The 13,863-nt window shown below is 65.3% G+C and carries 15 protein-coding genes; 8 read left to right on the top strand and 7 right to left on the bottom strand.

The window, feature by feature from the left end; genetic code table 11:
* Positions 1-9 precede the first annotated feature (9 nt).
* The 7 genes from LL964_RS16460 to LL964_RS16430 form a co-directional block, all read right to left on the bottom strand.
* Positions 10-1,329: a S8 family serine peptidase gene (locus tag LL964_RS16460; RefSeq protein ID WP_104588271.1), complete on the bottom strand. Its 1,320-nt coding sequence runs from the start codon at positions 1,327-1,329 to the stop codon at positions 10-12.
* Positions 1,326-1,967, bottom strand: coding sequence for an anti-sigma factor family protein (locus LL964_RS16455; RefSeq protein WP_104588272.1), 642 nt, complete (start codon positions 1,965-1,967; stop codon positions 1,326-1,328). Before LL964_RS16455 ends, LL964_RS16460 begins: the two co-directional genes overlap by 4 nt.
* Positions 1,964-2,545: an RNA polymerase sigma factor gene (locus LL964_RS16450; RefSeq protein WP_104588353.1), complete on the bottom strand. Its 582-nt coding sequence runs from the start codon at positions 2,543-2,545 to the stop codon at positions 1,964-1,966. The genes LL964_RS16455 and LL964_RS16450 overlap by 4 nt, the downstream gene beginning before the upstream one ends.
* Positions 2,546-2,609: 64 nt before the next feature.
* Positions 2,610-3,329: a hypothetical protein gene (locus tag LL964_RS16445; protein WP_425478188.1), complete on the bottom strand. Its 720-nt coding sequence runs from the start codon at positions 3,327-3,329 to the stop codon at positions 2,610-2,612.
* Between the two features lie 351 nt (positions 3,330-3,680).
* A complete protein-coding gene (locus tag LL964_RS16440) occupies positions 3,681-4,070 on the bottom strand; it encodes a c-type cytochrome (RefSeq protein ID WP_167395394.1) in 390 nt (129 codons plus the stop codon).
* Positions 4,071-4,095: 25 nt separating this feature from the next.
* Entirely contained in the window at positions 4,096-5,442 is a 1,347-nt protein-coding gene (locus tag LL964_RS16435; protein WP_104588273.1) for a cytochrome C, read from the bottom strand.
* A gap of 62 nt (positions 5,443-5,504) precedes the next feature.
* Positions 5,505-6,125: a cytochrome b gene (locus LL964_RS16430; RefSeq protein ID WP_146092410.1), complete on the bottom strand. Its 621-nt coding sequence runs from the start codon at positions 6,123-6,125 to the stop codon at positions 5,505-5,507.
* Between the two features lie 308 nt (positions 6,126-6,433).
* On the opposite strand from LL964_RS16430, the gene LL964_RS16425 reads away from it, so the two are divergent.
* The 8 genes from LL964_RS16425 to LL964_RS16390 are packed head-to-tail and all read left to right on the top strand — an operon-like array spanning position 6,434 to position 13,855.
* The gene (locus LL964_RS16425) at positions 6,434-6,871 is read left to right on the top strand and encodes a sugar 3,4-ketoisomerase (RefSeq protein ID WP_104588275.1); all 438 of its coding nucleotides are present in this window, start codon (positions 6,434-6,436) and stop codon (positions 6,869-6,871) included.
* Positions 6,868-7,539, top strand: a complete 672-nt coding sequence (locus LL964_RS16420; RefSeq protein ID WP_104588276.1) for an acetyltransferase — start codon at positions 6,868-6,870, stop codon at positions 7,537-7,539. Before LL964_RS16425 ends, LL964_RS16420 begins: the two co-directional genes overlap by 4 nt.
* A gap of 4 nt (positions 7,540-7,543) precedes the next feature.
* Entirely contained in the window at positions 7,544-8,497 is a 954-nt protein-coding gene (locus LL964_RS16415) for a glycoside hydrolase family protein (protein WP_104588277.1), read from the top strand.
* Positions 8,484-9,416, top strand: a complete 933-nt coding sequence (locus tag LL964_RS16410) for a GNAT family N-acetyltransferase (protein ID WP_104588278.1) — start codon at positions 8,484-8,486, stop codon at positions 9,414-9,416. Before LL964_RS16415 ends, LL964_RS16410 begins: the two co-directional genes overlap by 14 nt.
* A complete protein-coding gene (locus LL964_RS16405; RefSeq protein ID WP_104588356.1) occupies positions 9,416-10,528 on the top strand; it encodes a DegT/DnrJ/EryC1/StrS family aminotransferase in 1,113 nt (370 codons plus the stop codon). Before LL964_RS16410 ends, LL964_RS16405 begins: the two co-directional genes overlap by 1 nt.
* Positions 10,525-11,778: an O-antigen translocase gene (locus LL964_RS16400; RefSeq protein ID WP_104588279.1), complete on the top strand. Its 1,254-nt coding sequence runs from the start codon at positions 10,525-10,527 to the stop codon at positions 11,776-11,778. Before LL964_RS16405 ends, LL964_RS16400 begins: the two co-directional genes overlap by 4 nt.
* The gene (locus tag LL964_RS16395) at positions 11,775-12,725 is read left to right on the top strand and encodes a glycosyltransferase (RefSeq protein ID WP_104588280.1); all 951 of its coding nucleotides are present in this window, start codon (positions 11,775-11,777) and stop codon (positions 12,723-12,725) included. The genes LL964_RS16400 and LL964_RS16395 overlap by 4 nt, the downstream gene beginning before the upstream one ends.
* Entirely contained in the window at positions 12,722-13,855 is a 1,134-nt protein-coding gene (locus LL964_RS16390; protein ID WP_104588281.1) for a hypothetical protein, read from the top strand. Before LL964_RS16395 ends, LL964_RS16390 begins: the two co-directional genes overlap by 4 nt.
* Positions 13,856-13,863 lie beyond the last annotated feature (8 nt).

Raw genomic sequence — 13,863 nt, 5'->3', positions numbered from 1 at the left:
CCGGTGTCGTCAGTTGGAATGTCTGGAAGGCGACAGCGCATCGACTGCGGCGCCGGCATTGACCTGCAACTGGCCTTCGCTGACCTTGCTGGTGCGCTGCAGGAGCTCGCGCAGCGCGCTGGCATCGATCGATGGCGACATCGACAACAGCAGCGCGGCCGTGCCGCTGACGTGCGCGGTGGCCATCGACGAGCCGGACGTGAAGTCGTAGCGGCCGTTGGGCTGGGTGGTCAGGATGTCGTTGCCGGGCGCGCTCAGCACCCCGGGCATGACGGCGCCGGCGCCGCTGCTGCGCACCACCAACACGCCGGGCACATCGTTGGGAAACCCATCCAGGCGCCCGTTCGGCGGCATCGCCGCGATCACGATGCGGCCCTGTTTGACCAGACGCAGCAGCATCCTGCTCAGCAGCGGATCGGCCGGGCCGCCCAGGCTGAGGTTGACCACGCGCGCGGAGCTGTCGCTGATCGCCGCGAGCGCCTTGGCCAGGGTGAAGGTGTTGCAACGTGCGGTGGCGCCGACCGTGGGCGCATACCAGCACGCCTTGTAGATGCTCAGCATGGCCTTGGGTGCCATGCCGACGATTCCCTGGTGGTTGTTGCTGCCGGCAGCGATGATTCCCGCGACTTCGGTGCCATGCGAATCGGTGTTGGAGCCGGCTTGGGTGTCGCCGACCAGGTCGTGCACCTCGCGGATGCGCGCCTTCAGATCGGGATGGCTGGTGTCCACGCCGGTATCGACCACCGCCACCACCACGCCACGGCCCTGGGTGACGGTCTGCGCGCTGGCCGCATCGGTGGCGATGAAGCCGCGCTGCATGTCCACGTATGGATCGTTGTAGCCGGACAGCGGCGTGTGCCTGTAGGAGGCATCGGTGGAGAACACCGAGAATTCCTGGACCGGCTGCACCAGTTCCACGCCGTCGTCGTCGGCCAACGCGCTGACCAGCTCGTCGCGCGAAACCCCTTGTGGCGGCTGCAGCACGGCGCAGTACAGGCCCAGCGAGGTGATGGGCCAGCCGGACACTTCGCGCAGGTGGTAGCGCTGTTTGATGGCCTGCATGCGCGCGGCGGCCTTCTGACCGGCGCCGTAGTAACTGGAGGCATAGCCGATCAGGCTGGAGCCGGCACGCGCCGGCGGCGCGCTGAGCGGATTGGCCACCGCCAGCAGGATGTCGCGGCTGCTGTCAGGCGTGTTCGTTTCCGCCGTCGCATCGGTGCGGTCGGCAGGCTGCGCTGACGGCGGCGGTGTGGTCGTGGCCTGCGCAACCAGCTGCGCGCACAGGCCGATCAGCGCGGCAATGCCGCCGAGGAAGAGAGACCGCTTCATGGCGCCGAGACGATCTCCGCCAGCCGGATGCCCGGCGTGGCGCGCAACTGCTGCAGGGTCTGCTGCGACGACTGCGGCGCGGCAGGCACCACGGTGTAGGCGCCCATCGCATTGGGTCCGCCGACCACCTGCAACTGCTGCGCATGCAGCAGGCGGTCCCAGTCGGCGACGGTCATCCCGGCATCGGGCACCACGCGGATGGCGCCTTGCGACACCGGCGCTGCAGCCGGGGTGCTGAGCGTGCGATAGTCGTGCGCTGGAGCGGGCGAGGCCAGCTTGACGCCCATGACGCCCAGGCCGATGGCCTGGACCAGGGCCGCGGCAGCCAGCGCCCGCACGGTCCAACTGCCGGTGCGGCGCGCGGTGGGTGCTGCGGCGACGGATCGTTCGGCCGTATCCAGCCGGCCGAGCAATCGTTGCAGACCGGCATCTGGGTCCACGGCCACTGCCGAGGGCAGCGCGAGCGCCTGACGCAAGCGGCTTTGCTGGGCGAACTCTGCGCTGCACGCGGTGCACTTGGCCACGTGCGCGATCAGCCAGCTGTTTTCTTCCTCGGTGGCGTTATCCAGCAGCACCGCTGGCATCAGTTCCCAAGCGTGCGAGCATTCCTTGCCCGGCGCGATGAAGAAGGTCTTCATAGCAGTGTCTCCGAATAAGGGGCGCTACCGGCCAGGCCGGGCAGCACATTGCGTAATTTGACCCGGGCGTGGAATAGCCGGGCTTTGATCGTGCCCAGCGGGCACTGCATGATGTCGGCGACTTCTTCGAGCTTGTGGCCGACGCCGTAGACCAGTTCGATCACCAGTCGCTGATCCGGCGACAGCCGTTCCATGCCCTTGTCCAGCCAGTCACGTAGTTCGCGGTCGTCGTTGTCGTCGGCGCTTGGCGCGTGATCCTCAACCTGTGCGGTATCGTCGATGCCGTCGCCGTCGTGCTGGCGCAGGCACTTGAGCCCGCAGCGGTAGGCGATGCCCATGATCCAGGTGGAGACCTGGGAGTCGCCGCGGAAGTCGCCCGCCTTCTGCCAGGCGATCCAGAAACAGTCGTTGATGGCCTCTTCGATGATGTCGGGGCGACGGGTCAACCGCGACAGGAACCGGCACAGCCGGCCGTGGTAGCTGTGGTACATGCTGGCCAGGGCATCGCGATCGCCGGCCGCCATGCGACGCAGCAGCATCCGGTCGGTCGCATCACCCAGGGTGTCGGAGGTAGTCATCGCATCGGGCATGGCATTGGACGCCTGTCAGTGCCCGCAAGCGGGCAAAAGGTTGCGTTGGGAATCAGAACGTCCTGGAAATCATGCCCAGCCACGGGGTTTCGCCAGGTCCGCCCTGAGCGCGTGGGGTGTCGTTGCTGGTGTAGATGCGTTCCAGTTTCACCGTCCACCCGGCGCGACTCCACTTCAGGCCCAACTGCCCGTAGTGATAGCGGCCAGCGCTGGCCGCGCCGTAGGCCATCGCCGGAAATTCCGACACCCCGGCTCCGCCGGAAACGCTGAACTCTGCCGAAAGCGGCAGGTTGGCCGTGACGTCGATCGCCGTCTCCCACGGCGAGCGCTGCGCACGTGGGAAGTTGAAGGTGGACAGCGAGAGCGTGAGCACATCCCGGTACGACCAGGCCAGGCTGGCTTCCTGGCGGTCGAAGCTGCGCGACTGGCGATCCGCCGGGTAGGCGTAATACAGCACGCTGGCCTGCAGCTGCCAGCGATCGCCCAGCATCCAGGCACGTGCGGCCTGTGCGGTCAGCGCCACCGGCTTGCTCAGCGAAGGCGATTGCACTGCCGCAGACGCCGATACCGACCAGCCCGGCGATGGCAACCAGTAGCCGGCCGCCTGCAGGGTGACGCGGTCGGGGGCGATGGAGATGCCGCGGTCGATCAGGCTCGAGGCCACCGCCACCGCACCGCCGACGTTGTCGGCCAGTGCACTGCCGCCCGGGGGCAGGATCAGGGCCAGCAACAGCCAGCGGGGTATCGGCCCAGGGCAGGTTGTGGGTCGCAGCGGCCGGTTTCCCGCCCGCCGGTCGCGCAGAGCAGCGGGCTTGATCGCAGGCCCGAACGCCCCCTCGGCGGCCTCCGTCGCCCGCCACGTCGCCGCTCCGCGCGCATCAAGGCGCGGCGGGCGAAGTCGGACTGGCCTGGCGAAGAGGGCGATTGGCAAGGGCGTGGAACATGAACGCGAAGCTGGAGACGATAATGGCCCTTCCCGCAGAACGGAACCGCCGTTGCGGAGGTTCCGTTCGTAAACGCGAAGGTGCCCATTCAGTTAACGCTGGCTCCATCTGATGACGGCCGCCGGCACGGCCAGACGACCTGCCCCCGCGAACCCGGTCGTGTGATCGCTACCCATCGGTCAACGCAAGGTATTGAGATAGGCGATGAGTGCATCGAGTTCCTGCGGATCGTCCAGGCCGTCGTACTTCATCTTGGTGCCCGGCAGCGCCTTGGACGAAGGTTGCGACAGATAGGTCTTCAACTGGGCCGGCGTCCACTGCCACTTGCTGGCCTTGAGCGCATCGGAGTAGTTGCTGTAGTCCGGCAGGCTGGCAGCGGTGCGCCCGGCCACACCGAACATGGAGGGGCCTTTCTTGTTCTTGCCCTGGGCGGCGCTGTGGCACTCGGCGCATTCGGCGAGAAAGGTGCTCTTGCCGTCGGCTGCGTGTACCGACGGGGCCGTCAGCGCGCCGGCCAGCAACAGGCCGGCCAGTGGCGCGCACAACAAGCGGGGGATGGGTGACTTCATGTAGGTCCTTGGGCGTGCTGGGGGATCAGAACGACACGTTCAGCGACAGCGCGAAGCTGTCGAGATCGCGCGCATTGGTGATCGGAGTACTGCGGAACACATTGGTGGCGCTGCCGTTGAACTTGTCGAAGCGGAACCAACTGGCCGATACGCGCACGTTGGCGTTGGAGGTGTAGGTGCCCTCCTTGCCGAAGGGGGTCCAGTACAGCAGGATCAGGTTGCTGGTGGTGTCCGGCAGGCCGTAAGGCAGGTAGCGTGCAGCGTCGAACGAGCCGGTGTTCATCATGTGCGCCGCCAGCACGCCGTAGGTCTGCTTGAAGGCGTAGTTCATGCTGATGGTCTGATCGCGGACGCTGCCGCGGCTGAGCGGGGCCAGGGTCGGGTCGCTCGGTAGCAGCGGGCTGCCGTACCTGCGGCGCTCGTAGATGTTGACGTAGGCCAGCGACAGCACATGCTCGCGGGTGCCCAGGAACTGGTAGGTCAGGTCGTAGCCCAGATCGGTGAATTCGTCGCTGGGGCCGATGCGCGGGCGCTGGCGGCGGGTGGTCATGGCGCTCAGGCCGACCGAGAAGAACTGCCGCTTCATGTCTTTCATGTAGGCCAGGCGTGCATAGCCTGTGTCGCTCAGCTTGCCAGGGTCGCCATTGGGCTGCCAGCCCAGGTGATCCTGGGCATCGACCGACAGCGCGCTGTAGCTGCCCACTTCGCCATACCAGTTGCGATCGTACAGCCCGTACACGCTGGCACCGATCACGCGGTTGGAGAGCGCGGACGAGCTCAGCATGGTGGAGGCATTGCTCACTGCGGCCGGGGTGAAGGTGGACGCATTCGGCAGCACGTGGATCGGATCGGAGATGCCGGGATTGTTGTTGACGCTGACGCCGAGCATGGCGTCCTTGCCGGCGAGCTGGAACGGTTTGCTGACGAAGCGCAGGTCGACATCGTCCAGCTGCGTGGTGAAGGTGGCATTGCCGCTGTTGTTGGAGCGGATCTTGGAATAGCCGCCGATGTTGTCGTTGACCCGGCCGGCCAGGTACAGGTCGGCCTGGGTGAGCCGTGCGGTGCTGTCGCCTCGGCTTGGATTGCGCCTGGACCAGGTGAGCTGGCCGGAGGCCGGAATCTTGGTGCCGTTGCCGTCGGTGTCGGTGAAGCCACCGAGCTTGAAGCGCATGCCATACGGCGTGAGCGACGGGCCATAGGAGCCGACGTGGCAATCCGCACAGGACGAGCCGGTCTGGCGTGCGAACGACGGAATCGCCTGCGCCTGCGTACTGGCCAGCAACAGCAAGGGACCGGACATGCAGAGCAGCGAGGTCAGGGGCGCGGTGCGGGTCCGGGCGGAGCGGCGCGAAGCGGGCGAGGGCGTAGGCATGGAAAGTCCTTGTTCGACGGTGCGGGATTCGACGGTGAGGGAATCAAAGAGAGAGCCGGGCATCACGGCTGCCTGCGCGGCAGCACGCGGTGCAGCAGGCCGTCGCGCAGCACCAGGTGGTGCCAGAGCGCAGCGACGATATGCAGGACGACCAGCGCCAGCAGTACCCAGGCGGCATTCAAGTGCCAGCTGCCCAGGGTGTCGCCCAGATCCGCATCCGGCGCGACCAGCGACGGCAGCGTCAATCCGAACAGGTAGACCGGCTTTCCGAAGGCATTGCTGAGCGACCAGCCGATCAGCGGCAGGGCCAGCATCAGTCCGTACATGGCAACGTGGGTACCGCCGGCGGCCAGCCGCAGCAGCAGCGGCGATGGCGGGCCGGGAGGCAGCCTGCGCAGGCGTAGACGCAGCCCGACGCGCAGGAAGAACAGCAGCAACACCATCAGGCCGAAGTGGCGATGCCCTTCCAGCAGCCATTGGCGCAGGGCGCGCCCGTCCAGCTCCGCTCGCAGCAGGATCAGGCTTGCGGCCATGATCAGGCAGGCCACGGTCAGCCAGTGCAGCACACGCATCGGCTTGGGCAGGGGGAGTACGCGCCCAGGCGATGACGCGTTTTCGGGCAATGGCAGCGCCGTGGCGTTGTCGGCGGCGGCGAGCTCGGGCGCCTGGTGAGAAGAATGCATTGGGTCGGTGTCCTCACCGGTGGTGGTCGTTGGTTCCGGACGCGCGCTGCGCGACCAGGCCTGGCTCCCCACGCCGGCCGGACTGCGGCCAGGTGAACGTGCACGGATATGTGCGGCGATGCCGACGAAAGGTTGCATGGCTGCGATACGGGCGTCTTGTCGCAGGTTCGCATCAGGAGGACTGCTGGTTCGCAGCTACGCGTTCGCGCGCATCGTTTCGTGGGCCGCGACGGGGCGCAACCTTTCACGCACCCCGACGCACTCAGGCATGTCGCACCACGTGCAGTCAGCGCTTACGCCCACCGATCATGGCTATCGAACGCATCCAGTTGCACACCCACGGCGACGATCGTGGCCTGCTCATTTCCCTGGAGCAGGCGCGTAATGTCCCGTTCGACATACGTCGCGTGTATTACCTGTTCGGAACCCGCCCCGGCGTGCACCGCGGGCAGCACGCGCATCGCCAGCTCACCCAGCTGGCGGTGGCCCTGCACGGTTCGGTGACCATCCTGGTGGACGAAGGCAAGGGTGACGGGCCAACCGAAGTGGTGCTGGACGATCCATCGCAAGGCCTGTTGCTCGGCCGCCTGGTATGGCGCGATCTGTATCGGTTCACCCCCGATTGCGTCCTGATGGTGCTGGCCGATCAGCTTTACGATCCGACGGATTACATCCTGGATTACGATCAGTTCCTCAGCGAGGTGCGTGGCGAACGTCGACTCGAAGCGTGCAGGCTGGAAGCATGAGCGCACGCAAGCGGCTGGTGATCGTTGGCGCAGGAGAATTCGCGCAGATCGCCTGCGAATATTTTCGACACGACAGCGACTATGAAGTGGTCGCCTTCAGCGTGGAACGCGATTACCTGATCCGCCCCACTTTGGTAGAGTTGCCGGTAGTCGCCTACGAAGAGCTGGAGCGGCGCTATCGTCCCGATGAGCATGAAGTGTTCGTTGCGATTCCTGCGACGCGATTGAATCGCCTGCGGATGCGCTTCTACGATGACGTCTTGCGGCGAGGGTATCGCTGTGCCAGCTACGTCAGTTCGCACGCATTCGTCTGGCGCAATGCGCAGCTCGGTGCCAATTGCTTCGTCTTCGAAGGCAATGTCATCCAGCCCTTCACCCGTATTGGCGATAACTGCATCCTGTGGAGCGGTAATCACATTGGCCATCGCACGGTCGTTCAGGATCACGTGTTCATCGCCTCGCATGCGGTGATCTCCGGTTACTGCGAAATCGGCCGTGGCAGCTTCATCGGCGTCAACGCCACATTGAGCGACAAGGTATGCATCGCTGCGGACAACATCATCGGCGCCGGCGCGCTGGTCACACGGCATACCGAAGCCGGACGGGTCTACGTCGGTTCGCCGGCGCGCGCGGTGGCGGGCAAGTCCAGTTTCGATGTGGAGCTTTGACGGCATGTTCGTCTGGCGCAAGCGAGGCCTGGTATTCGATGTCGCGCGCGACGGAGTGGGCGGTTGGATGCAGCATGCGGCACTGACCCCGACGCCGTACCGGCTCTCGGCTGAGGTGCTGCGGATCTATGCGGGTTTCCGCGACACCCAAGGGGTAAGCCGGATCGGCTATGTGGACGTATGCGCCGACGCGCCCACCCGGGTCGTCGGAGTGAGCCGGCAGCCGGTTCTGGAGATCGGGCGCGACGGTTGTTTCGACGACAACGGCATGATCCTGGGCGACGTGGTGACCGGGCCGGATGGGCTCTACATGTTCTACGTGGGATTTCAGCGCGTGGCCAAGGCCAAGTTTCTTGCCTTCACCGGCCTGGCGGTGTCGCACGATGGGGGTGGGACCTTCCAGCGTCGTCAGGAGACACCGCTGCTGGACCGTGCTTCCGGCCGTAGCACGATCGCTGCCGTGCATTCGGTGCGCTACGAAGATGGCCGTTGGCGGCTGTGGTATGCGGCAGGGAACGACTGGGAGTACATCCATGGCCAGCCGTATCCGCGGTATCACATCCGCTACGTCGAGACCGACGACCTGCACAGCATCTCCAGCGACGACATCGCCTGCCTGCTGCCGCTCGGCGACGAATACCGTATCGGACGTCCACGCGTGTACCGGTTTGGCGACCGCTACCTGATGTACTTCACCCGCGGGGATGTCAGGGGTGGCTATTTTCCTGGCATCGCCTTCAGTGACGACGGCCTGCATTGGAAACGCGACGATTGCCAGCTTGGCGTGGAGCTGTCCGACACGGGCTGGGATGCGCAGGCGCTGTGCTATCCGGCACTGATCCAGCAGGGCGAGCGCGTGTTGATGTTCTACAACGGCAATGCCATGGGCCATGCCGGCTTCGGCCTGGCCGACGCCGCGATGCCAAGGGAGCTGCAGGGCGGCCATGTACTCGGTTAGACCTTATCTCCCCAGCGATGCGGCCGCCTGGGATGCGTTGGTGGCGTGTTCGCGCAATGGCAATCTGTTGCACCGACGCGGCTACATGGACTACCACGCCGATCGCTTCGTGGATGCGTCCCTGCTGATCGAGCGGGGCGGTGAGCCGGTCGCGGCGTTTCCCGCAAATGTCTGCGGCGACCGCGTCAGCAGTCATGCCGGGCTGACCTACGCCGGGCTGCTGTCGTCGATGGCGCTTCGCGCCGGGGCTACCTTGCAGGTGTTCGAGCAGATCGCGGAACACTACCGCGCGCGTGGCGTGAACGAGATCGTGTACAAGCCGGTGCCGCATGTCTTCCACACCTACCCGGCAGAAGAGGAGTTGTATGCATTGCATCGGGTCGGTGCGCAGTTGTACCGGCGCGACCTGTCCTCGGTGATTGCGCTGCGCCAGCCGTTCACGTTCAGTGCCGAGCGGCGGCGGTCGATCGGCAAGGCACGCAAGGCGGGGATACAGGTGCAGATCGGCACCACATTGGAGGCGTTTCACGCATTGCTGAGCGAGGTCCTGCTCAGGCACGGCGTGGTGCCCACGCACCGATTGGACGAGCTGCAGCTGCTGCAGCGGCGCTTTCCGCATCACATCGTGCTGCACGAGGCGCATGCGCAGGGGCAGTTGCTCGCGGCAGCATTGGTGCTGGATTTCGGCCGTAGCGTGCACACCCAGTATCTGGCTGTGTCCGAGCACGGACGCCGACTCGATGCGCTGAGCCTGCTGCTGTCGGAGCTGATCACCCGGGTCTATGCGCAGCGCGAATGCTTCAGCTTCGGGATCTCCACCGAACAAGGCGGGCAGGTGCTCAATGAGGGCCTGGTCGAACAGAAGGAGCGCTTTGGCGCGCGTGCGGTGGTGCAGGATTCCTATCGGTGGACCTTGTGATAACCGTGCCGTTCCTGGATCTGCGCTCGGTCAACGCGCGCTATGCGGATGAGCTGAAGGCCGCCGCCGCGCGGGTGATCGATGCCGGCTGGTACGTACTCGGCCAGGAGCTGGCCGCGTTCGAAATGGAGTTTGCCCGCTATTGCGGCGCTGCCCATGCGGTGGGCGTGGGCAATGGCCTGGATGCGTTGTCGTTGATCCTGCGTGGATATCGCGAGCTAGGCGTGCTACGCGAAGGCGACGAGATCATCGTGCCGGCCAATACCTTCATCGCCACGTATCTGGCGATCAGTCAGAACCAGCTGGTGCTGGTGCCGGTGGAGCCGGATCCGGCAACCTTCAACATGGATCCGAACAGCGTGGAAAGAGCGATCGGCCCACGCACGCGCGCGATCATGGCGGTGCATCTCTACGGACAGCTGGCGGACATGGCATCGCTGCGCACGCTGGCGCACCGGTACGGGCTGTTGCTGATCGAGGATGCCGCGCAGGCGCACGGCGCTGCCGCACACGGGGTACGTGCGGGTGCCTTCGGGGATGCAGCCGCCTTCAGTTTTTTCCCGACCAAGAATCTCGGAGCGCTGGGCGATGGCGGGGCCGTGCTGACGTCCGATGCACGATTGGCTGAGCGCATTCGCGCCTTGCGTAACTATGGTTCGGAGGTGAAGTATCACCACCTGTGCCAGGGGGTCAACTCACGACTGGACGAACTGCAGGCGGCGATGCTGCGGGTCAAGCTCCGGCATCTGGACGAGGAGGTAGCACTGCGACGTGCCGTGGCGCAGCGCTATCTGCGCGAGATCGATCACCCCATGATCGCCCTGCCCAGCGTGGTGTCCGATGAGCAGCACGTCTGGCACCTCTTCGTGGTACGCAGCCCACGGCGCGACGCCTTGCAGGCACATTTGCTACAGCATGGCGTGCAGACCCAGATCCACTATCCAGTCCCCGCACATCGCCAGCCAGCTTACGCCACGTTGGGCGACGCCTACCTTCCGATCAGCGAACGCCTGCACGAGGAAGTGTTGAGTCTGCCGATGGGTCCGACCCTGGACGCGGCGTCGGTCGGTCGCGTGATTGCCGCATGCCAGGCGTTCGAAGGCAGCGCATGAATGTCGTTCGCAGCAGCGTCTATACCGGTATCGCCACCCTGGCCAAGCTCCTGGCTGCACTGGTGGTCGTGAAGCTGGTGGCGGTGCATGCCGGGCCGCAAGGCATCGGCCGGCTGGGCCAGTTCCTCAATCTGATGTCGGTGCTGGCGGTCGTGGCGGGCGGCGGCATCAGCGCTGGGGTCGTCAAGTATGTGGCGCAGTATCGCGACGATCCTCAGGCACTGGCGCGCCTGTTCGGGGCGGCGTTGTGGTACGCGTTCTGGGCCGCCTGCCTGATGGCAGCGTTGACGCTGCTGTTCAGTGCAGCGATCGCCGAACGCCTGTTGGGAGATGCCAGCTACCGACCGCTGATCTGCGTGCTGGCGATCGCCCAACTGGGAATCGCCGCAGTCAACTATGGGTTGGCAGTGATGAACGGCTTCATGGATGTGCGGCGCCTTGCCTTCGTGCAGGTGAGCGGAGCGGCGATGAGCGTGGCGTTGGTGACCTGGTTGTCAAGCCGTGCCCAGTTGCAGGGCGCCTTGCTGGGCCTGATCTTGGGACAGGTGTTATGGCTGTTGGCCGGAGTGCCGACGGTGCGTTGCAGCCCGTACTTCCGCCGCGAGATGTTTCGGATACGGTTCGACGCGGCGATGACCCGCAGACTGGCCGCGTTCTCGCTGATGACGCTGACGTCCACGCTGGTGCCGCAGCTGTCGATCATCCTGGTGCGCGATCATCTGGTCACGCAATTCGGATGGCAGCAGGTCGGTTACTGGCAAGCCGTCAGCCGGGTGTCGGATGCGTATCTGCTGTTCTTCACCACCGCCATCAATGTGTACTACTTGCCCAAGCTCGCCTCCCTGCACGAGCGCGGCGACCTGGCGCGCGAACTGCGCAGCGCGTATCGCCACGTGATGCCAGCCGTGGTCGCGATGGCATTGGGCGTGTATGCCTGCCGCGGTTGGATCACATGGCTCCTGTTCGATACCAATTTCGCGGACGCTGTCCCTCTGTACGCGCCACAATTGGTGGGCGATGTGATCAAGATCGCCGCCTTCGTGCTGTCCTATGTGATGTTGGCCAAGGCGATGACACGGCTGTTCGTGGTGTCGGAGTGCGTATTCGCCGCCAGTTACCTGGCACTGGTGTATCTGTTCAGCGCATGGTTCGGGCTGATCGGCGCGATGTACGCCTTCGTCGCCAACTATGCTCTCTATCTGCTGTTCAATGTGCTGGTAGTGCGGCGATATCTGGTACGGCCGGTATGAGCGATCAGGCGCAACCATCCGCGCGCGCGCGCTGGCCGCTGGTGTCGGTGCTGATCCCGGCGTTCAATCACGCGCGTTTCGTGCAGCGCTGCCTGGACAGCGTGCTGGAGGATCCCTACCCGAGCAAGGAGATCGTCATCGTCGACGACGGCTCCAGCGATGCGACCGCAGAGAAGATCGCGCAATGGGTCGCCATGCACGGGGATCGGCTTCCGGTGCAATTCGTCCGGCGCGAGAACCGCGGGGTTGCGGCGACGCTCAACGAGCTGGCCTTGCGTGCGAACGGCGAGTACCTGCGCCTTGGCGCCAGCGACGACTATCTGCTGGCAGGTGGGTTGGACGCGCAGGTGCGTTATCTGCGCGGGCACCCGCAGGCGCTGGCGGTAATCGGCGATGCCTGTGTGGTCGATCCGGATGGGCAGCTGTTGCATGCCAGTGCCATGCGTGACCTGCACGGGGTGGATGTCGATCTGTATCGTTCCACGTCCACTATCGCACGCGCGGTGATCCGTCACTGGGCGGTCAGCGGTGCGGTCGCGATGCTGCGGCGCTCCGCGTTCGATGTACGCAATGGCTGGGACGAATCACTACGTATCGAAGACTGGGATTTCTTCCTGAGGCTGGCGGCACGCAACGCCTTGGGATTCATCGACATGCCGGTATGCGCCTATCGCCTGCATGGGAGCAATCTGAGCAAGACGGCAGACGTCGCTTCGCGCATTGCCAACCTCGATGAATCGCGTCAGGTTGCGCTGCGCTGCGTGGCATTGTTCGATGAGCCCGAACGCACGCTGCTGCGCGCCCAGGCACGTTACATCGCAGCCAAGGTGGCGTTCCTGCGTCGCCGACCTCATCACGTGGTCGGCCATCTGGCGGCTTTTGCCTGGCTGTCATCGCCTTTTTCGCGTCGTGCCGGGTCGGTGCGCGGCGCCTCGGAGCCGGCATGAAGGCGTTGCTGCGCCGGCCTGCCAGCTATCTGGCGTTGCCAATGTTGCTCGCCTGTGCGCTGACGCTGTTGACCTACAGCTTGCCCGGCGACTACATCGCAGGTGTCGCCTTGCTGGCGATTGCCGCGGCGTCGGCCATGCTGTTGGATGCGGCCCTGGGAACGCGGCTGCCTGGCGCCGAGCGGTTCCGCGACTATCGCTACACCGGCACGCGCGATGCATTCCTTGCGCTGGCGCTGGCGGCGGGGGTGACTGCGTTCTGCATCGTGGACGTGGTGTTGTTTCCGATTCCGTTGTTCAGCGATCCGTCCTCGTATGCGACCTTGAGTCCGTTGCGCTCGCATGTGCGGCATGTCTCCAACATGTGCTGGATCCTGCCGCCGATCGCGCTGCTCTGCGTGCGTCACCGCGGGCTGCGCGTGGCGATGGTGACGCTGGGGTTCGTGTTCCCGATCATGGTGATCGACCGCAACCGCATCTTTGCCGGCCTGTTCTCGTTCGTGCTGGTGATGCTGTTGCGGCGCGACCCGGCGCAGCGGCTGCCGTGGAAGCGGATCTGCCTGCTGGCGGTGGCCGGTGGCGGCGTGTTTTCGCTGCTTGGCGCGCTGCGCTCCGGTTCGTTGGCCAGCGTGGCGCTGCCGTTCGGTGCGTTCTATCGAGCAATGCCGCAGGGCGTGCAATGGCTGCTGTTGTACATCAGTGCCGGTCCCTACAACTTCAGCGCGATTCTGGCCAAGGGCTACGTCAATGCGAATTTCCTGATCAATCAGATCGTGCCGTTCAGTGGGTCCGTCGCCACGGCCGGCACCAGCATCCCGCTGGATGCGCCCAACATCAACGTGGGGACCGAGTTCTTTCCGTTCCTGATGGCCTGGGGCGCACCGGGTGCGGTGGCCGCGCTGCTGGCGTTGTATGCCGGGCTGGTGTGGAGCGTGCGCCGCCTCAATGATTCGGTGTCGATCTTCCATGTGCTGATCTTCCTGCGCCTGGCCTATGCCTGCCTGATGTCGCCATTCGCACCGCAGGCATTCACCTGGACCAACTTCGGCTTCATCGCGCTGTGCCTGCTGCTGCATGTCTGCACGCTGCTGCTGCCCAATCGCAACGCAGCGCTTCCATCCGCGGCGTGACCGCGGCT

The organism is Xanthomonas melonis (assembly GCF_020783655.1).
GTDB classification, from domain to species: domain Bacteria; phylum Pseudomonadota; class Gammaproteobacteria; order Xanthomonadales; family Xanthomonadaceae; genus Xanthomonas; species Xanthomonas melonis.
This window is presented reverse-complemented; position numbering and strand designations above follow the sequence as displayed.

Coding starts and splice junctions, on each gene's coding strand:
- LL964_RS16415 (WP_104588277.1), top strand. CDS start 7,544: ATGTTCGTCTGGCGCAAGCGAGGCCTGGTATTCGATGTCGCGCGCGAC.
- LL964_RS16440 (WP_167395394.1), bottom strand. CDS start 4,070: ATGAAGTCACCCATCCCCCGCTTGTTGTGCGCGCCACTGGCCGGCCTG.
- LL964_RS16395 (WP_104588280.1), top strand. CDS start 11,775: ATGAGCGATCAGGCGCAACCATCCGCGCGCGCGCGCTGGCCGCTGGTG.
- LL964_RS16460 (WP_104588271.1), bottom strand. CDS start 1,329: ATGAAGCGGTCTCTCTTCCTCGGCGGCATTGCCGCGCTGATCGGCCTG.
- LL964_RS16390 (WP_104588281.1), top strand. CDS start 12,722: ATGAAGGCGTTGCTGCGCCGGCCTGCCAGCTATCTGGCGTTGCCAATG.
- LL964_RS16435 (WP_104588273.1), bottom strand. CDS start 5,442: ATGCCTACGCCCTCGCCCGCTTCGCGCCGCTCCGCCCGGACCCGCACC.
- LL964_RS16450 (WP_104588353.1), bottom strand. CDS start 2,545: ATGACTACCTCCGACACCCTGGGTGATGCGACCGACCGGATGCTGCTG.
- LL964_RS16400 (WP_104588279.1), top strand. CDS start 10,525: ATGAATGTCGTTCGCAGCAGCGTCTATACCGGTATCGCCACCCTGGCC.
- LL964_RS16430 (WP_146092410.1), bottom strand. CDS start 6,125: ATGCATTCTTCTCACCAGGCGCCCGAGCTCGCCGCCGCCGACAACGCC.
- LL964_RS16425 (WP_104588275.1), top strand. CDS start 6,434: ATGGCTATCGAACGCATCCAGTTGCACACCCACGGCGACGATCGTGGC.
- LL964_RS16455 (WP_104588272.1), bottom strand. CDS start 1,967: ATGAAGACCTTCTTCATCGCGCCGGGCAAGGAATGCTCGCACGCTTGG.
- LL964_RS16410 (WP_104588278.1), top strand. CDS start 8,484: ATGTACTCGGTTAGACCTTATCTCCCCAGCGATGCGGCCGCCTGGGAT.
- LL964_RS16420 (WP_104588276.1), top strand. CDS start 6,868: ATGAGCGCACGCAAGCGGCTGGTGATCGTTGGCGCAGGAGAATTCGCG.